Genomic DNA, 20,054 nt, shown 5'->3' on the forward strand with positions numbered 1-20,054 from the left:
CCGTTAGTTTAGCGACTGCTGGATTGATGATCCTGCAGTCGGGTTGTAATGATTGGTGGTAAAGCCACTGGCCTGCCTTCGATATTCATGGCGGCCACAACGACCCCGGCCTCAACCAACAGCTCATATTCACCAGACTGGTTGATACGACTGACCTGATGCGAAATATGTAAGCGGGCCTTGCCAACGTTATCGACCTGAACCGAGACATTCAGTTCATCGTCCAGCCTGGCAGGCTTGCGGTATTTGGCCTCAACGGCGGTGACCACAAACAGGATGCCCTGCTGTCGTAATACTTCCTGACCAATCGCCATTGCCCGCAGCCATTCGGTACGGGCACGCTCCATATAACGCAGATAATTGGCGTAGTAGACAATGCCGCCAGCATCCGTGTCTTCAATGTAAATACGCACAGGCCAATCAAACCGGGTCATCTTGTTGTCCAAACCGTGTCGGCAGTTGCAAACCAAAATGCAGATATGCCAGCCGAGTCGCCATGCGACCGCGTGGCGTGCGGGTAATATAGCCTTGCTGCATCAGATAGGGTTCCAGCACATCCTCAATGGTATCCCGCTCCTCGCCTATCGATGCCGCGAGGCTATCGACACCGGCCGGACCGCCGTCGTACTTTTCCATCAGGGTCAGTAACAGGCGGCGATCCATGTGGTCGAACCCTTGGGCATCGACATTCAACATATTCAATGCGGCATCCGCACACGCCAGATCCACCGTACCGTCACCCTTCACCTGGGCGTAATCCCGTACCCGGCGTAATAACCGATTGGCAATCCTTGGAGTGCCTCTGGCACGACGGGCAATCTCACGCGCACCCGCACTGTCAACCTCTAACCCCAATAACAACCCGGAGCGACTGACGATATAGCTGAGGTCGTCCTCATTATAAAATTCCAGCCGCTGGACGATTCCAAACCGATCCCGCAGTGGCGAGGTCAACAAACCTGCCCGAGTCGTCGCGCCCACCAGCGTAAAAGGAGGTAATTCAATCTTGATGGAACGGGCAGCTGGCCCCTCCCCCACCATAATATCGAGCTGATAGTCTTCCATCGCCGGATAAAGCACTTCTTCTACCGCTGGATTCAAGCGATGAATCTCATCAATAAACAGTACATCTCCGGCTTCGAGATTGGTTAACATTGCCGCCAGATCACCGGCTTTTTCCAGTACTGGCCCGGAGGTTGACTTGATCGCAGCCCCCATTTCAACCGCGATAATATTGGCCAGGGTGGTTTTCCCCAACCCTGGCGGACCAAACACCAGAGTATGATCAAGTGCTTCATTACGGGCACGGGCAGCGCCAATAAATATTTCCATCTGCTCCCGTACAACCGGCTGACCAATATAGTCTTCGAGTGTTTTGGGACGGATGGCCCGATCCTGATGCTCTTCCCCCGGAGCAGAGACGGGGCTGATAAAACGATCCGTTTCTATCATGTGTTACCCAGACTGTTTTTAAGTGCCAGACGAATCAGCTCTTCTGAGGTCGAGGCCTGATCAGCGATTTTATTTAACATACGGGCCGCCTCTGTTGGCTTGTATCCCAGAGATACCAGCGCCGACTCGGCCTCCAGCAGTACTTGATCAGCGGAAGCCCGCTCAGCATGATCGGCGGCTTGCCACAGAGGCGCTGGCGTCTGCCATTCTTTCAGCCGGTCGCGCATTTCCACAACCAGGCGTTCCGCCGTTTTTTTACCAACGCCTGGCAGTCGAGTCAGGGCAGTAATATCTTCATTATGAACACACATTGCGAACGCGTTCACATCCATGCCAGACAAGATGGCCAGTGCCAGCTTGGGGCCAACTCCGCTAACCTTGATCAGGGTACGGAACAGCGAACGCTGGCTTTTATCACTGAAGCCATACAGCTGATGGGCGTCTTCCCGGATCGCCAAATGGGTATATAAAACAGCGGATTCACCAATACGGCCAAGCACCGCAAAAGTTGTCAGTGGCGCCTGAACCTCATAGCCAACGCCATTTACATCAACCAGCAAATCCGGGGCGGATTTTTCGAGCACAATGCCCTGTAAACGACCAATCATAGCGGTACCTGCGCGGAAAACGGCCTAGACTACCAGCAAAGCCAAGCACTGCTCAACAGTCCTGCCAAAGCTCCGGCGGGGTCAACCCGGAAAGTTGAGAGGACGCCCTCTGCGGCTGCCGCGTGCACCGGCCTGGGCGACCAGACTGGCGGCGGTAAACGCATGACAAAGTGCGATGGCCAACGCATCGGCGGCATCGGCCTGAGGACGCCCAGGAAGTTTTAATAATGTCTGAACCATGTGCTGGACCTGTTCTTTCTCGGCCCCTCCCGTACCGGTCACCGCCATTTTGATGGCTCGTGGTGCGTATTCAGCCACCGGTAATTGCTGCAACGCCGCTGCTACCATGGCCACACCACGAGCCTGACCGAGTTTCAGTGCCGAAGCCGCATTTTTACCCATAAATACCTGCTCGATCGCAAACTGCTGTGGCGACCAGGTTTCAATCAATTCGTTAACGGAAGTAAAAATGGTCTGCAGCCGCTGCGGCATCTCGCCGTCACCACACCGAATACAGCCACTGGTGATGTACTCCACCCGCTGGCCAATCGCGTTAATCACACCAAAACCGGTCACGCGGGAACCAGGGTCTATACCCAATATAATTGCCAAACCAGCTCCTAACGGGGGTTAGCCGGATTGTAAAATTGCCAGACACCACCAGAGTCGCTGCTACTGATCCGCATCGATTGCCACTCCTCCGGCAACGTCAATACCATACAGGGAGACGTCATGACCTGCGCCACCGCCATGCCTTGCTGTGGTTGTTGTTCATGAAAGCGAATCAGTGCCACACCATCCAGCATTTCACTTTGATCAAGCATCACCTGGTAACCTGGCGTTGGACGCTGACCCAGAGCAATCACCACCTGACTGCCATCATCCTTCAGTGTGACTCCGGCCAACGTCCCGCAATGAAGGTTATGCTCGGCACGATTGCCAAGATCAACAACAGAACCGGCGACTGATGCACAGGCACCCAATAGCAACGTGGCAACGATAGCCAGTAGCCGACAAGAATTCGCCAGCCATTGATTTTCCATGCGCGGATTCATAACAATTCCCTCCAGATCCCTTGTGACCGGTAACGCAACGTTAATACGCCACGACAACATCCCGATGATTATCATACAGACACAAAAGATAACATGCGGAACCAGCTCCCATAAAAAAAGCGGCCCCTTCAGGCCGCCAGTCGGATTGACGCTCAAATAGCTTACGCCATTGTTACCATTTACTGCCGTGCACTGAATACCAAGGTCGACTCTCCATCGTCCTGGTTAATCACATCCGCCACAATGGTGTCACCGGGCATAAATTTGCCCGAGAGGATATCTTGCGCCAACGGGTTTTCAATCCAGCGCTGAATCGCACGCTTCAGCGGACGGGCACCAAATACCGGATCATAGCCAATGTCTACCAGTTTGGTGATGGCGGTATCACTGAGCTCCAGCGCCAGATCACGCTCGCTCAAGCGATCACGCAACAGTTGCAGCTGAATATCGGCAATGCCACGGATCTGATCTTTCATGAGTGGATGGAACACCACCGCCTCGTCAATACGGTTGATAAATTCCGGCCGGAAGTGGTTACCAACGATTTCCATGACCGCATCCCGCATGCCTTCATAAGGTTGGTCGGCGAACAGGGTCTGAATCACATCAGACCCCAGGTTCGAGGTCATCACCAACACAGTATTCTTGAAATTAACCCGGCGCCCATGACCATCGGTCAGCTGGCCATCATCCAGTACTTGCAACAAGATATTAAAGACATCCGGATGCGCCTTCTCGACTTCGTCGAGCAAGATTACCGAGTAGGGCTTGCGCCGCACCGCTTCGGTTAGATGACCACCTTCTTCATAACCCACATAGCCAGGAGGTGCACCGATCAGGCGGGAGACGGAGTGCTTCTCCATATATTCCGACATATCGATGCGCACCATGGCGTCCTTGCTATCAAACAGAAAGGTTGCCAGTGCCTTGCACAACTCGGTCTTGCCCACCCCGGTAGGGCCAAGAAACAGGAAAGAGCCATTGGGGCGATTCGGATCAGACAGACCGGCACGGGAACGACGTACGGCATTGGCAACCGCCTTGATAGCCTGATCCTGACCGACGACCGATTCGTGCAGGACGTCTTCCATACGCAGCAGTTTTTCCCGCTCCCCTTCCAGCATCCGGTTCACCGGAACACCAGTCCAGCGCGAAACCACTTCGGCGATTTCGTCTTCCGTCACTTTATTGCGCAGCAGGGTAAACTCTTGTGAGCCATTAGCTTCGGCTTCGTTGGCACTGGCTAGCTGTTTTTCCAACTCTGGAATACGGCCATATTGCAGCTCCGACATACGTTGTAAATCACCGCTACGACGAGCAGCATCCAGCTCAATCCGTGCCTGCTCCAGTAACTCCTTGGATTTTGATGCCCCTTCCAGCAAGGATTTTTCCTGTTTCCAGACATCTTCCAGCTCGACATAGGCACGACCGGATTTATTGATTTCTTCATTCAGGTCGCTCAAGCGTTTTTTCGCCGCTTCGTCCTTTTCTTTACGCAGAGCCTCGCGTTCAATCTTGAGCTGAATCAGGCGACGTTCCAGTTTGTCCATTTCCTGGGGCTTGGAATCGATTTCCATTCGAATCACCGATGCGGCCTCATCAATCAGGTCAATCGCCTTGTCGGGTAATTGCCGATCGGCAATGTAACGGGTCGATAGTTTTGCCGCAGCGATAATGGCACTGTCGGTAATTTGTACGCCGTGATGAACCTCGTAGCGTTCTTTGAGACCACGTAAAATCGCGATGGTATCTTCAACGGAAGGCTCATCCACCAGAATCTTCTGGAAGCGGCGCTCCAGGGCAGCGTCCTTTTCGATAAATTCCCGATATTCATCCAGCGTGGTCGCTCCCACACAATGCAGCTCACCACGAGCCAGCGCTGGCTTGAGCATATTGCCAGCATCCATTGAGCCTTCGCCCTTGCCAGCCCCCACCATGGTATGTAACTCATCGATAAAGAGTACGATGCGGCCTTCTTCCTTGGCAACATCTTTCAATACGCCTTTCAACCGTTCCTCAAACTCACCCCGATACTTGGCACCCGCCACCAGCGCGCCCATATCCAACGACAAAATGCGCTTGTTCTTGAGAGTATCCGGTACTTCACCATTCACAATACGCTGCGCCAGACCTTCCACCACGGCGGTTTTACCGACGCCAGGAGCACCAATTAATACCGGATTGTTTTTGGTTCGGCGCTGCAATACCTGAATAGTGCGGCGAATTTCGTCATCACGACCAATCACCGGATCCAGCTTGCCCGCTTCTGCCCGTTCGGTCAGGTCGATACAGTATTTTTCCAGCCCTTGACGGCTGTCCTCGGCATTGGCGTCACGCACGGACTCACCACCTCGCATATCTTCAATCGCTTTGCTGACCTTGTCCTTATCGAGACCCGCCGCCTTCAGCGCATTACCAGCAGCACCCTTGTCTTCCAACGCCACCAGCAAGAAAATTTCGCTGGAGACGTATTGATCACCCTGCTTCTGAGCGGCTTTTTCAGTGAGGTTCAACAACCGCCCCAGCTCCGGTGAAATCTGGATTTGCCCGTCAGGGTTGCTTACCCGTGGCTGATCCAACAACACCCTTTGTAAAGCCTGCTCCAACTGTGGCACATTACTGCCGACACGACGAATGACATCCTTGATTGAACTATTGGCCTGCTGTAGCAATGCCAGTAACAAATGGACAGTGTCTATCTGATTGTGATCCTGGCCCAGCGCCAGGCTTTGGCTTTCTGCCAATGCGTTTTGCAAACTGGTAGTTAAACGATCCATACGCATACTGAGTTTCTCCTCTGGAAATACCGGCAAACACCAGCCCAACCAGGCAGGCACTCGCAACTGTTGTACTAATTAATCACTACCACCTAAATGGCGACTGAATGAATAAATTTCAAGTAGTAAAGGATAAAACCAAGAAAATCTAATAGTTACTTTGTTGATCCTGAGCAATATTCATCGCCGAACCGTATACTGCCCACATAGCAACAATCGCGGTCGGTGCAAATAAACGATACTCCTGCACTCCACGTCCAATATTGAGTCATTTCAAGTAATTTAAAGGAATTTCACCACCGTGAGTCGCGAACTGCGTATCGGAGCACTGTATTTGCTCGTTGGAGAAGCCCTGCTGGCCATTATGGGCGCGTTAATCAAACACCTGTCAGAAGACCTTTCCACCGAGCAAGTGGTGTTTTTCCGCAATCTGCTTGGGCTGATTGTGCTGGCACCACTGATTCTCAATACCGGCATTGGCAGTCTGAAGACTCAAGTCTGGCACTGGCACCTGATGCGCGGCCTTGTCGGTGTTGCTGCGATGTACTGTTATTTCTGGGCACTGGGCAATATGCCCCTGACAGAAGCCTTTCTTGTCAAACTGTCGAGCCCCTTTTTCATGCCGTTACTGGCCTGGTGGTGGTTAAAAGAACCTGCGGGCAAATTTAGCTGGCTGGCACTGCTGATCGGATTTTCCGGCGTTGCTGTTATCTTGCGGCCGGGTGCCGACAGTGCCTTTACCTTTGCGGCACTGATCGGTCTGTTGGGGGCCGCGCTGGCAGCGCTGGCCAAAGTCACCATCCGCCGAATGTCGGTGACGGAATCCAGCCAACGGATCGTTTTCTATTTTGGCCTGATCGCCAGTCTGGTATCCCTGCCAGCCGCACTGCTGAATTGGCACCCGGTTCCCACCGATGCCTGGTTATGGCTCGCAGCTATGGGCGTCGTCGCCACGACGGGTCAGCTGGCATTAACCAAGGCTTACCGCACAGCACCGACGGGTAAGGTCGGCGTCTATGTTTACAGCGCCGTTATTTATGGGGCCTTGATGGGTTGGTGGTTCTGGGATGAAATTCCCGGCTGGACAACCGCAGCAGGCGCAACCTTGATTATCCTCGCCGGGGTGGTCAATCTCTGGCAACCCCGTCGCCGTAGCACTCCCAATGCCAGCGACGGCGTAACGCCGCAGGATAATGGCCTGTAAACGACCCTGCGATAATCAGCCAACAGGATGTTAATGGCCGCCAGAATGCACTGATTCGCTGACAAACTGCCTGGCAGGTGTCGAATGAGTGTCAATTCGACACAAAAGACACCGGAAGCAAGCTGATTATTTCCTCAGGATTAACTATACTGCGGCACTAATCTGGTTTTCGGCAAGAATCGTATCCATGTCCCGAATAGACACTCTGCAAACATTTGTTTCTGTTGTTCGCGCTCGCAATTTTACCTCTGCCGCCGACTCGCTTGGCGTCACACCGTCAGCCGTCAGCAAGCAAATCAGTGGCCTGGAAGAACGACTGGGGGTGCGACTACTGAATCGCACCACCCGCTCCGTTAGCCCAACCGAAGCGGGACAGATGTTCTATCAGCATTGTGAGAACATTCTGGAGTCCATCTCTGAAGCCGAAAAACTGGTCACCGATTTTGATGTGACGCCACGCGGACGTTTGCGAATCACCGCAATGTCCAATTTTGGCCGCCGCGAACTTGCCCGGATGTTTAATGATTTTTCAGAAAAATACCCGGATATCAGTTTCGATCTGCATATCTCCGACCGACCGCTGGATATCGTTAAAGAAGGCTACGACTTTGCCTTGCGTATCGGCACACTGGAAGATTCCCGCCTGATCGCCAAGCCAGTTGCACGCCAGAACATCGTGGTTTGTGCTTCCCCAAAGTACCTCAAGGTCTGGGGCACACCCACCTCGCTGGAAGATCTCAACCGTCACCGTATCCTGATGGTCACCAATGCCGAATTTGCTCGAATCAACTGGTTGCGCCAGTTCGAAAAGGATCATGGCTTCACCTTGTCCAGCGTCGAACGCAAGCTGTCGGTCAACGATATCGATATGGTGTACGAAGCCTGCCTGGCGGGTATGGGGATTACCGCAATACCCACGTATATTGCCGACCATCACTTGCAGAATGGTGAACTCGTACGCTTGTTCAGTGACGTCGAAATTCCGGTCAGGACGATCAAGGTCGTTTTTCCGCAAAACCGCTACCTGGCGACCAAAAGTCGTGCCTTTCTCGATTTTATCACCGAATACTTTGACGACCTCGGTATCAGCAGTGACGAGTCCTGAGGACTCGTTTTTTCTTGCTGACGCTATCCTGCGGCGGAACAACGCTCAATAAAGACCGCCGGTACCCGAGCCAGCTTGCGTTCCTCATAGTCAAAAAACACGATGCCAGTCTTTGCTTCAGCCACTAATTTCCCTTGCGCCTGATTGCTGACGCGATAGATAAAATCACAGCCATACTTGTTGAAATCCGTCACCCCGACTTCAAACGTCAGTACATCACCAACAAAGGATTCTGCCCGAAAACTGACTACCAGATCCGTCACCATAATACCAAAGCCCTCAATATTGAGTTCGGCAAAATCAAACTGGCGTAAATAACGCAAACGCGCCTCGTGCAATAGCGTCACCATACGGTCATTGCCCAGGTGATTACCGTAATTGATTTCCGATATCCGCACATCGAGATCCACCGAAAACTCAAACGTCTGCGGTAATTCAAGCGTTACTCTGGCCATACTGCCTCCTGATCGTAGTGTTCGAAAATGTCCCGCTACAGACTGCAGCGAAGTCACTCACAAGCCCGTCTTTCCAGTATCAATGGCCACAGACAAGGAATTATTTTTATTCTTTGGCATCAAAACCTTCCTCAGGCTTCCGTTATGTGCCAAGCGGTTAGCAAGGCAGTCTATAATTGACAGCTTGGCATCCGCATCGGCCTGCATTATGGTGCCTTACAGTAGCGGCCAAATGGCGGCGATCAAGCATACCCATGCCCCTGTGGTTGTACAAATTTGAAAACAACGAGTAGACGTCTGGCTGTAACTATGTATTTGAGACTATCAAAAGCGCTTTCGTCATTGCTGTTACTGACAGTAATCTTTACTTCAACAGCTGCTATCGCCGCTATTCAGGACGTCAGTCCCGGAACGCCCTTTACGCCGTTGAAACCGACCAGAGAACAGGCCGTTACCACCCAGCAAATACTCAATAATTTGCTGCGCGGTCACTATGAGCTTCAGCGGCTTGACGACCGTTTGTCGAGCAAGATATTTGACCTCTATTTGGAAGATCTCGACGGCACGCGCAGTTATCTGCTCGCCGGTGATGTGCAGTCATTCGAAAAATATCGCAAACAGTTTGACGACGTACTGATGCGCGGAGACCTGACAATTCCTTTCTTTATCTACAACCGGTTACAACAGCGGGTCAATGAACGCCTGACCTTCATGCTCTCTGAACTGTCAGAACGGGCAGCAGAATACCACTTTGACAATGATGAACGACTGAATCTTGATCGCGAAAACGCACCTTGGGCAACATCAACCATTGAGCTGGATGACCTGTGGCGCAAGCGCTTGAAAAATTCGATTCTGAATCTCACCATGAGCGGCAAGGATCACAAGGCAGCCATTGAGCTGTTGCAAAAACGCTATCAAAACCAGCTCAACCGGATTCATCAAAACAAACCGGAAGATGCCTACCAGGCAGTGATGAATGCGGTAACACGGGCGTTTGATCCCCATACCCAGTATTTTTCTCCCCGTAACACCGAGAATTTCAACATCAATATGAGCCTGTCGTTACAGGGAATTGGTGCTGTATTACAAGGCGAAGATGAATACACCAAGGTTGTGCGACTGGTGCCAGCCGGCCCCGCTGACAAAGCCAAAAACTTGCATCCTGCCGACAAAATTGTCGGGGTTGGCCAAAATATGGATGGTAGCATCACCGACGTCATTGGTTGGCGTCTGGATGAAGTGGTTGATCTGATCCGTGGGCCCAAGGGAACCACTGTGCGCCTTGAAGTCATCCCGTCCGACAGCGTCGGCAACGATACCAAGGTGATTGCCATTGTCCGTGACGAAGTCAAACTGGAAGAGCAGTCGGCACAAAAAGAGCTGCTTATTATCAAGGGCGACGACGGTAAGGATCATCGTATCGGTGTCATTGATATTCCCACTTTCTACATTGATTTTCAGGGACGGATGGAAAATCGTCCTGACTACAAGAGCACAACCCGCGATGTCGCTCGCCTGATCAAAGAGTTGCGCCTGGAGGGTATCGAAGGCTTGATTATCGACTTGCGCAATAATGGCGGTGGCTCACTGGAAGAATCGATCAGCCTGACCGGCCTGTTTATTCCCCAAGGCCCGGTCGTTCAGGTACGCAGCACTCGTGGCAATGTCGAAGTGCTACCGGACGAAGATCCAACCGTACTTTATGATGGTTCGCTGGTCGTGCTGGTCAACCGTCTCAGTGCATCAGCCTCCGAAATTTTTGCCGGTGCCATTCAGGATTACGGTCGCGGCATTGTGGTCGGTGGCCAAACCTTTGGTAAAGGTACTGTCCAGTCACTACGTCCCCTGCGCCACGGCCAGCTCAAAATCACCCAGGCAAAATTCTATCGCGTGTCTGGCCAAAGCACACAACATCAGGGGGTTATTCCTGACGTACTGTTTCCTTCGTTATTCGATACCGACAAAATTGGTGAAAGTGCTCTGGAAGAAGCCCTGCCATGGGATGAAATCCGCCCCGCCAAATACGCTGCTGACGAACAAATTCGCAACAGTGTCGTAGCATTGCGGCAAAAACACCAACAGCGCGTTCAGACCGATCCTGACTTTATTTTTCTGCGCGAGCAAAAGACACTGATTGAAGAGATGCGCAAACAGACCGAAGTCTCCCTGAACGAAAAAACTCGCGAGTCTGAACGCCAGGAAAATGATCAGAAACGTCTCGACCTGGAAAATAAACGCCGTAAGGCCAAAGGGATGGCCCTGCTCACCAAACTGGAAGATGAAAGCAACCCTCAGGCCGCAAAACCGGAAACTGACGACCCCGAAGGGATCAAAAAAGAAGAGGATGATGCCCTGCTCACTGAATCAGGCCATATCCTGCTCGACTTTACGGAACTCAATCTGCAGCGCCAGGCAGCACGTTAGTTCGCCACTGACGAACAGACCAAGAGTGCTTCGTTGAGCATTTCACAAAAAAGCCCGATATCCTCACGGTATCGGGCTTTTTTTACTTTGCCACCTGAGCCAAGCAGTCTGGATGCCTCTGGACGCTACTGACTAGCCAGCAGTGCCACCGCTTCTGCTACCGCAACCCCTGCAAAAATCAAGGTGGCATAACGCCAGAAACACACCGGATCACGGGTCAGCAATGAGCGACGCAAATGCATTCCGACCAATTGCTCATTCGGTCGATACAGGTCTTCACGCAGCTCCGAAAACGCCTGGTAGCGCTCGTTGGTATGCGCTGATGTGGCCCTCTTCAGCACCAGATCCAACCACAGAGGAATATCAGGACGATGAACCCGAATACTCTGATAACGCCACTCTGACGAAGAACGAGCACCGCGCTCCTTCACTCGATCAAGCCGGAAAGGCGTTTGCCCTGCCAGCATTTCATAAATAATGACTCCCAGTGCAAACAGATCGCTCTGGGCACTGTATTCCTGTTCCAGCAAAATCTCTGGTGCCTGATAAATAACCGAATCATAAACCGGCCAATTTTTCAGCGCCGGAATCTCACGACTGATAATAGCGCCCAAATCAACCAACTTGACTCCGCCATCCTGACCCACCAGCACATTGTCTGGAGTCAGGTTACGATAAATCAAACCGGTGCGCTGCAAGGCACGTAATCCATGAATAATTTGCTCAACAATCAAGCGCACCTGGTTGATTTCCGCACCGGGGTTATCGAACATCCATTGACGCAGTGAAACACCATCAACCCACTCAAAGATATGATAGTTGTAACGTGATTCTTCCTGAGGCAGTGCACGAATCACATTACGATGATTAATACGTTCAGCAACCCACTGCTCGCGAGCAAAACATTCCAGGTAGTCGCTATTTTCCTGTATTCCCATCGCCGGGGCTTTCAGCACATAGAGACGACCATTACGCTTGTTAACAACCTGGTAGGTAATACTGGAAACACTGGACTCAATAATGTGATTGATCTGGTAATGATCGATACTCTCACCAGCAGACAATACGGCCGGAATATGGCGTTCAGAAACCTGCGGGCCAGACTCCTGCAAACTTTCATCTGGCAACTGACGAACTCGCAAGATCACACTGGTTCCGTTACCGTCACTGCCCGCATCAATCGCCTGGCTGACCAGCGCCGAGCACACCGCTTCAACATCAGCCTGGCTACTCTCTGGCCGTATTCCATTCAAGGCATCCACCATCGCCTTGCGTGACACAAAGGAATGAACCCCATCCGTCGTCAGCAGAAAGACATCCCCCTGATGAACATCACGCTGGAAATAGTCGACCTCAATATGGCTGTCCATCCCCAGTGAGCGTGAAAGATAGGTATTACCACCACCTTCATGCACATGATCACGGGTTATTTGCTCCAGGCTGTTGCCACTCCACAGATACACCCGGCTATCGCCAACGTGAAAAAAATGTGCCGTACTACCGTGAACCAGAACGCAACTAAAGGTCGTCACCAGACCATTATTATTAGAAGAAGCCTGCTTGCCATGGTGATATAGCCAACTGTTAAGCGAAGTTAACACCTTGCTGGCAGAGCGCTTCACATCCCAGCTATCGGGGGTACTGTAATAATCGTGAAGAAAATGCGTAACACTGGTGGAGCTGGCCTGTTGGGCATTTGTGGTACTGCTGGCACCGTCGGCAATACAGGCACCGACACCCTTGAAGCGAATCACGCCAGAGTCTGGCTGAAATACCGCAAACGCATCCTGATTATCGTCTCTTCCACCTGAAGCGGAAAAACCTCCGAACTGAACATCTAGAGCTATTGTCATTATTAAGTATCTTTGTCTGATCGCTGATCGTTACACCATCCGAGTGTGCGCAAAGCATACATGGACAATAATCCTCCTTGCTACCGCAAAAAAGGCTGATTCACCTATTCGGGCGACAAATAAGGCGTTAATAAATAATTTGCGGCTGCCTGGTGCAGGGGCCTGTAAATAGGGAAACTCATGGTTTTTGACACGACGCAGCCGAGGTTGAACACATGGAAATGCCTGAAAAATGGAATGACAGGTTAACAAACACCCATTTTCAGATTATTTTCGCAGTGCTTGCAACGCCAAAAGACAGTCAGCCGCCGAGCATGGAAACTTGTCCGTTCTGATGAAAAGTCATTCAGAAACAAGGCCAATGAGCTACCTGACTCAGGGTGATAAGACTATCAGTTTGGATTACAAAAACAACAGGAATACAGCACAAGCAGAAAAAGGAACCACCCGGGCCACAGACCGATGAAGGAAAACTGAGGGGGAAGCCGGGTAGCCCAAAACATAGCCGCCGTTTAAATTTCAGTGCGAAATTCAAAAAATGGCTTTAAACGATAAAACAGTTCAAGAGCATCCTTGCTCCCTTAAATCAAACAACGATACTTGAAAAATCAGCTGGCAAGTTCAACCAGCCCGGCTTCAACGCGGGCACGATAGGCTTTTACCGCTGCTTCGGTATCTTCCAGGCATTCGCCGGTCGCCAGATCAAAATGCTGCTTATACAGCGGCGAAGCCACTACATAGCGATCACCGATAGAGCCAACAATACCACGCGACAGAACATTCGCCTTGCCGATTGGATCGTAGTTGCCGATAGCAAATACCTGATCACTACTTCCCAGGCGAAACAGGGCAACCTGTTCGCCATTATGCAAGGCACATACACCGGTATCTGGAGCGATATCGGTCAACGCACATACTTGAGTCCACTGAGTCATGATGTTTTTCCTTATTTGCCAGAGTTCAAATCAACAAGTTCAATACGCTCAACGTCAGTTGCCGGACGACGCTGACCACGCTCACGTACATAGAGCAGGTTATCGTCTGCGGCATCCGCGTTGATGTAATGCTGGAAACGCTTCATTTTCTCAGGGCTTTCGATCGTCGTCTTCCACTCGCACTGGTAAGTACCCACAACCTTGGTCATACCGTTTTCCAGTTCTTCACCAATGGACAGCTTGTCGTTGATAACAACGTCTTTCAAATAATCCAGACCACCGTCAAGGTTTTCCATCCATACCGATGTCCGCTGCAGACGATCTGCGGTACGGACATAAAACATCAGCACACGGTCGATATAACGAATCAAGGTTTCATCATCCAACTCAGTAGCAAACAGATCCGCATGACGAGGACGCATACCACCGTTACCACAAACGTACAGATTCCAGCCCTTCTCTGTGGCAATAACACCGATATCCTTGGACTGGGCTTCTGCACATTCACGGGTACAACCCGACACACCGAACTTGATCTTGTGTGGTGAACGCAAACCCTTGTAACGATCCTCCAAAGCAATCGCCATGGAAACCGAGTCCAGCACGCCGTAACGACACCAGGTGGAGCCAACACAAGACTTCACGGTACGCAGCGACTTGCCATAGGCGTGTCCGGTTTCGAAACCGGCAGCCACCAGCTTTTTCCAGATTTCTGGCAACTGATGCAACTGCGCACCAAACAGATCGATCCGCTGACCACCAGTAATCTTGGTGTACAAGTCGTAGTCGCGGCCGATCTCGCCCAGCACAATCAGTTTTTCAGGGGTAATTTCACCACCAGCAACACGCGGTACAATGGAATAAGTACCGTCTTTCTGCATGTTACCCAAGAATATATCGTTGGTATCCTGCAGACCGATGTGCTCATCTTTCAGAATATATTCGTTATTGAAAGACGCCAGAATCGACGCCAGCGCAGGTTTGCAGATTTCACAACCATGGCCCTTGCCGTGGCCTTCAAGCACCTGTTTAAACGTGGTGTATTCCTGTACCCGGACGATGTCAGCCAGCTCGGCACGGGTATAAGCGAAGTGCTCACAAATATCGGTATTAACCTCAACACCCAACGCTTCCAGTTCCGCATCCATGACCTGTTTAACCAGGGCAGCACAACCGCCGCAACCGGTTGACGCCAGGGTTGTGGACTTGATGTCCCCCATGGTGCAGCAACCACCCTGCACGGCTGCACTGATGTCGCCCTTGGTGACATCAAAACAGGAACAAATTTGGGCGGTTTCCGGCAACGATGACACACCCAGCCCAACTGGCTCCTGACCATCCATCGACGGCAAGATCAGCGCCGCCGGGTTGCCAGGAATATCCATATCGTTGAGCATCAGCTGCAACAAAGTACCGTAGGCTTCAGAATCTCCTACCAGCACTGCACCCAGCAGTTTTTTGCCGTCAGCAGAAACAATCAGACGCTTGTAAACTTCAGCAACATCATCATTGAATATATAACTGTGGGAGCCGGCGGTACGACCATGGGCATCACCGATAGAGGCTACTTCAACACCCAGTAATTTCAACTTGGTGCTCATATCCGCACCCTGAAAAGCCGTTTTCGCGGGCTCGTGGGTAATCAGACTGCTAACAATATGGCCAACAGTTACTTTGGCCATATTGTAGCCAGGCGCTACCAGACCGTAGATTTTGTTATCCCACAGGGCACATTCACCGATGGCATAAATATCTTCATTTGAAGTCTGGCAGTAATCATTGATCACGATGCCGCCACGTTCGCCAATTTCCAGGCTGAATTGACGCGCCAGCTCGTCTTGTGGACGAATACCGGCAGAAAACAGGATCATGTCGGTTTCCAGGAAGGAACCGTCGACAAAGTTCATGCGGTAACGGCATTCTTCACCGGCGACAATCTCTTTGGTGTTCTTTTCGGTATGCACCTGAACACCCAGGCTTTCAATCTTGCGACGCAGCAGCTTGCCGCCGCCTTCGTCCAGCTGCACAGCCATCAGCCGTGGCGCAAATTCCACCACATGAGTTTCCAGACCAGCAGCCTTCAAGGCATTGGCGGCTTCCAGACCCAGCAAACCACCACCCACAACAACGCCTGTCTTACTGACTTTGGCAGCCGTAGAAATCGCTTCAAGGTCTTCAATGGTGCGGTAAACCAGACAGTGTTGCTGGTCTTTACCGGGAATGGGAGGAACAAAAGGATAAGAACCCGTTGCCAATACCAGCTTGTCATAGCCTTCTTTGCGGCCACTCGCAGTGGTAATGGTTTTTTCGTGGGCATTAATGTCTACAACCTTGTCGTTCAGTGTGTAAATAACACCCTGAGACTGGTATTCAGATTCGGTTGTTAATGCGAGGTCTTCAGCGGTAGAGCCGGAGAAATACTTGCTCAGCTGCACCCGGTCATAAGCCAGACGAGGTTCTTCTGAGAAGGTAATAATATCAAATTCGGAGGAGTGTTCTGAGGTGGCCAGTGTATTGATGAAATTGTGGCCAACCATGCCGTTGCCAACAACGACGACGCGTTTCTTGCTCATGAAGGAATCTCTCTATCTAGTCATACGGATGTTTATCTCCTGTGTGCGTCGTTGCTCTGACCCGTCTCTTGCTCCATTGCAAGAGAAGGCATCGACGTGGTTATAGCAATTACAATGCCAACTAAAATAATTGACGAATGCGCGGCATCAAAACACGCTAGATACAGGTTAAAACCACCTTATCCGCGTGATAGCCCCAAGTCATACAATGCCGCTACATCCGCGCTGATTCAGCCCATATATAGGAATCAGCCAAGGATAATTGAATATTTATCGCCACCGGCGGACGGTGGCGGCCAACAAAACGACCACCACTTAAAATACAGAATAATCGCACCACAAAAAAACATAACCTCTTTAAATAGCACTATTAGCGTGCATAAAAACAGAAGTAGGTAATGACACCCTCCGGCTTCGATGAATAATTAACCAAACTGGCGCTCCCAAATGACATCCATGCACAGGATAGTTGTACCAGCGGAACATCGCCGCCGATGCTGCAGTCAATTTCCAGACATACAACCGCTGCCGCTGCCACACCGGTCTGCATGCCTGAGGGCAAGGGTGCTGCCGATGATTCCGTTACAAGACGCGAACTAACACAGCAACTTCGCAGCGACCGATCAACAACCTGAAAGGTCATACCAGTCTTCTCTTGCTTGCATCCGGGCGCGATTTTCAGAGGCGACTCAGGCAACCAGCCAACCCTAAATCCCCATCGGTGCAGCTATTTGGCACTTTTCTTGTATGGTTTTAAGCAGAATTTGTCGATGCCCAGGCTCGGCGATGTGTTTTACCGATACCAACGCGGGTATCATCAGCTGTTTTAGTGTTGTGCAAAACAGAGCATTGGCGCTCACTGATTTATATCAGTGGGCGCTTTTTTTTTGCGTTTTGGAAAGCCCCTTATGAACCAGACAGAGACAAAGAACCGGACCACTCAAACGACCTGCCCATATTGTGGAGTTGGTTGCGGCGTGACCGTCAATCAGGATAGCCAAGGGTTAGCGCCAGTGTCTGGCGACCAGCAGCATCCTGCGAACTTCGGCCGTCTCTGTGTCAAGGGTTCCTCTCTCCACGAAACCGTCGATCACGTCGACCGTTTGCTCTACCCAACCGTGTTGGGCAAGCACAGTTCGTGGGAGAGCAGTCTCAATCTGGTGGCCGACAAGATGCAGCAAGTCATTCAGGAATATGGGCCGGAAGCCGTCGCGATCTATGCTGCCGGACAGATTCTGACGGAAGATTATTACGTTGCCAACAAACTGATGAAGGGCTTTATCGGCAGTAGCAACCTGGATACCAATTCCCGCCTGTGTATGGCATCCGCCGTTGTCGCCCACAAACGGGCCTTTGGTTCAGACACTGTACCCGGCTGCTACGAAGACCTTGAAGAAGCCGATTTGTTAATTCTGATAGGCAGTAATGCTGCGTGGGCGCATCCGATCCTGTTTCAACGAATGGCGGCGGCAAAACAGGCGCGGCCCGACATGAAGGTGGTGGTTATTGACCCGCGCCGAACCGCCACCTCCGACCTGGCCGATCTGCAGCTGTCGATTCGTCCTGGCAGTGATGCCTTTTTGTTTAATGCCCTGCTCTGCTGGCTCGATCACAGCAATGCCCTCGATCACGATTTTATCGCTAACCACTCGGAAGGATTTGAGCAAACACTGCAGGCAGCGCGCGCCAGCACCCCTCAATCCCTGCACGAGTGTGCCCAGCAACTGGATGTTGACGAAGATGACCTGCAGACATTTTTTCAATGGTTTACTGCGACAGATAAAACCGTCAGCGTCTTTTCCCAAGGCATTAACCAAAGCAGCACCGGAGTCGACAAAGGCAACGCCATTATCAATGCCCACCTCGCTACCGGACGCATTGGCAAGCCCGGCGCAACGCCGTTCTCTGTCACCGGACAACCCAATGCGATGGGTGGACGTGAAGTCGGCGGCCTGGCCAATCAGCTGGCGGCTCATATGGACTTCTCCGCCCGTGAAGTTGATCGGGTTCGTCGTTTCTGGAATGCACCCCGAGTCGTCACTCGTCCGGGACTCAAGGCCATCGACATGTTTGATGCCATCAAACGTGGTGAAATCAAATTCCTCTGGATCATCTCCACCAACCCGCTGGTCAGCATGCCCGACGCTGATGATGTCAAAGCGGCACTGGCGAAGTGCGAACTGGTAGTGGTATCCGACTGTATGGCCAATACCGACACCACTGCAGCCGCCCATGTGTTATTACCAGCGGCCAGCTGGGGAGAAAAAAACGGCACCGTCACCAACTCAGAACGCTGTATCTCCCGCCAGCGCAGTTTTTTAAGCCCCGCCGGAGAAGCCAAACCGGACTGGTGGATACTGTCTCAGGTCGCCCAGCGCCTGGGCTTTGGCGAAGCGTTTGACTACCAGCACCCGGCCGATATCTTTGACGAATACAGCCGCATGACCGGATTTGAAAACCAGGGCGAGCGCGACCTGGATATCTCCGGCCTGAGCGGCCTCAACCACGACCAATACGATGCCATGGCACCGGTACAGTGGCCGGTCAACAGCCAGTACCCACAGGGCCGCCAACGTTTTTTTGATGACCACCGTTTTTACACCCCGAGCCAAAAAGCCCAGTTTATTGTTATTGAACCGGAGCTGCCTGCTTCACGCAGTCAGGATGGCAGCCTGATCATGAATACCGGCAGGGTACGGGATCACTGGCATACCATGACTCGTACGGCCAAATCGGCCCGGCTGGCACAACACATTCGTGAGCCTTATGTCGACATTCACCCAGACGATGCTCAGCGCCTGTTGTTAGCCGATGGCAGTCTTGCCCGCGTGAGTAACGGCCGTGGTGAAATACTGCTGCGTACGCAGATCACCACCAACCAGCGGCCGGGAGAAATTTTTGTCCCCATGCACTGGACCAGCCGCTATGCCAGCGCAGCACGCATGGGTGCCTTGATCGACAAGAGTTGTGATCCTTTTTCCGGCCAGCCGGAACTGAAATACACCGGAGTTGAAGCAGAACCTTTCCCGACAACTTGGCAAGGCATGATACTCAGCCGCAGCGACCTAGGAGCGATTCCGTGTGACTACTGGGTTTATGGCCTGAATGATGGCTGTCACGGCTACGAAATCAGTGGCAATCAGCCGCTCGACAGCCTGCAGCAATGGGCGCAACAGATCCTGCCGGATGCCGAATGGCTGACACTGCTCGACCCGGATACACACCATATGCGCTTGCTGGCCATTGTTGATCAGCAGTTAGAGCTGGTGCTGTTTGTTCATCAAGACCAGGCCATAGGCACTCGTCAGTGGTTAATTGAACAATTTGCCCAGACCAGCCTGACAACCTCAGAACGTAAAGCCCTACTGGCTGGTCGACCACTGGAAGGCGTTGTCGACCACGGCCGCATGGTCTGCTCTTGTTTTGGTATTGGCGAAAACACCATTCGCGCAGCCGTTCGTAATGGCTGTGACGCTGTCGACACACTGGGTGAGACACTCAAGTGTGGCACCAACTGTGGTAGCTGCGTACCGGAGTTAAAAACCATTATCCGCCAAGAAACAGAATTGGCTTAAAATAGCCAAAAAAGTGTCAAAAGATTGTCTGGAAA

Annotated in this window: 14 protein-coding genes; 4 read left to right on the forward strand and 10 right to left on the reverse strand. The window is 51.9% G+C overall.

Annotated elements, in window-relative coordinates:
- Positions 1-8: 8 nt before the first annotated feature.
- The 6 genes from ybgC to clpB form a co-directional block, all read right to left on the reverse strand.
- Positions 9-434, reverse strand: coding sequence for a tol-pal system-associated acyl-CoA thioesterase (ybgC, locus tag SOJ49_RS12385; RefSeq protein WP_369854812.1), 426 nt, complete (start codon positions 432-434; stop codon positions 9-11).
- The gene (ruvB, locus tag SOJ49_RS12390; protein WP_369854813.1) at positions 421-1,452 is read right to left on the reverse strand and encodes a Holliday junction branch migration DNA helicase RuvB; all 1,032 of its coding nucleotides are present in this window, start codon (positions 1,450-1,452) and stop codon (positions 421-423) included. Before ruvB ends, ybgC begins: the two co-directional genes overlap by 14 nt.
- A complete protein-coding gene (gene ruvA, locus SOJ49_RS12395) occupies positions 1,449-2,060 on the reverse strand; it encodes a Holliday junction branch migration protein RuvA (protein WP_369854814.1) in 612 nt (203 codons plus the stop codon). The genes ruvB and ruvA overlap by 4 nt, the downstream gene beginning before the upstream one ends.
- Before the next feature lie 81 nt (positions 2,061-2,141).
- A complete protein-coding gene (gene ruvC / locus SOJ49_RS12400) occupies positions 2,142-2,672 on the reverse strand; it encodes a crossover junction endodeoxyribonuclease RuvC (RefSeq protein ID WP_369854815.1) in 531 nt (176 codons plus the stop codon).
- 8 nt (positions 2,673-2,680) lie between these two features.
- On the reverse strand, positions 2,681-3,115 hold the full coding sequence (locus SOJ49_RS12405; protein WP_369854816.1) for a protease complex subunit PrcB family protein: 435 nt from the start codon (positions 3,113-3,115) through the stop codon (positions 2,681-2,683).
- A gap of 179 nt (positions 3,116-3,294) precedes the next feature.
- The gene (clpB, locus tag SOJ49_RS12410) at positions 3,295-5,898 is read right to left on the reverse strand and encodes an ATP-dependent chaperone ClpB (RefSeq protein ID WP_369854817.1); all 2,604 of its coding nucleotides are present in this window, start codon (positions 5,896-5,898) and stop codon (positions 3,295-3,297) included.
- Positions 5,899-6,193: 295 nt separating this feature from the next.
- On the opposite strand from clpB, the gene SOJ49_RS12415 reads away from it, so the two are divergent.
- Together SOJ49_RS12415 and SOJ49_RS12420 are read left to right on the forward strand one after the other, a co-directional pair.
- Positions 6,194-7,096, forward strand: coding sequence for a DMT family transporter (locus SOJ49_RS12415; RefSeq protein ID WP_369854818.1), 903 nt, complete (start codon positions 6,194-6,196; stop codon positions 7,094-7,096).
- Positions 7,097-7,283: 187 nt separating this feature from the next.
- Positions 7,284-8,201 carry a LysR family transcriptional regulator gene (locus tag SOJ49_RS12420; protein ID WP_369854819.1) on the forward strand — a complete coding sequence of 306 codons (918 nt, stop codon included), beginning with the start codon at positions 7,284-7,286 and terminating at the stop codon, positions 8,199-8,201.
- Positions 8,202-8,224: 23 nt separating this feature from the next.
- Here the strand turns inward: SOJ49_RS12420 and SOJ49_RS12425 are convergent, their stop codons facing one another.
- A complete protein-coding gene (locus SOJ49_RS12425) occupies positions 8,225-8,656 on the reverse strand; it encodes an acyl-CoA thioesterase (protein WP_369854820.1) in 432 nt (143 codons plus the stop codon).
- A 309-nt stretch (positions 8,657-8,965) separates the two neighbouring features.
- Between SOJ49_RS12425 and SOJ49_RS12430 the strand changes: the two genes are divergently transcribed.
- Entirely contained in the window at positions 8,966-11,083 is a 2,118-nt protein-coding gene (locus SOJ49_RS12430; RefSeq protein ID WP_369854821.1) for a carboxy terminal-processing peptidase, read from the forward strand.
- Between the two features lie 125 nt (positions 11,084-11,208).
- Here SOJ49_RS12430 and SOJ49_RS12435 read toward each other — a convergent pair whose 3' ends face one another.
- The 3 genes from SOJ49_RS12435 to nirB form a co-directional block, all read right to left on the reverse strand.
- Positions 11,209-12,936 (reverse strand): protein kinase, encoded by a 1,728-nt coding sequence (locus SOJ49_RS12435; RefSeq protein ID WP_369854822.1) that lies wholly within the window; start codon positions 12,934-12,936, stop codon positions 11,209-11,211.
- A gap of 608 nt (positions 12,937-13,544) precedes the next feature.
- Entirely contained in the window at positions 13,545-13,871 is a 327-nt protein-coding gene (gene nirD / locus SOJ49_RS12440) for a nitrite reductase small subunit NirD (protein ID WP_369854823.1), read from the reverse strand.
- An 11-nt stretch (positions 13,872-13,882) separates the two neighbouring features.
- On the reverse strand, positions 13,883-16,444 hold the full coding sequence (gene nirB / locus SOJ49_RS12445) for a nitrite reductase large subunit NirB (RefSeq protein ID WP_369854824.1): 2,562 nt from the start codon (positions 16,442-16,444) through the stop codon (positions 13,883-13,885).
- Positions 16,445-17,421: 977 nt separating this feature from the next.
- Between nirB and SOJ49_RS12450 the strand changes: the two genes are divergently transcribed.
- Positions 17,422-20,019, forward strand: coding sequence for a molybdopterin-dependent oxidoreductase (locus tag SOJ49_RS12450; protein WP_369854825.1), 2,598 nt, complete (start codon positions 17,422-17,424; stop codon positions 20,017-20,019).
- Positions 20,020-20,054 lie beyond the last annotated feature (35 nt).

The sequence above is a fragment of the Candidatus Thalassolituus haligoni genome (assembly GCF_041222825.1).
Taxonomy (GTDB): domain Bacteria; phylum Pseudomonadota; class Gammaproteobacteria; order Pseudomonadales; family Oceanobacteraceae; genus Oceanobacter; species Oceanobacter antarcticus.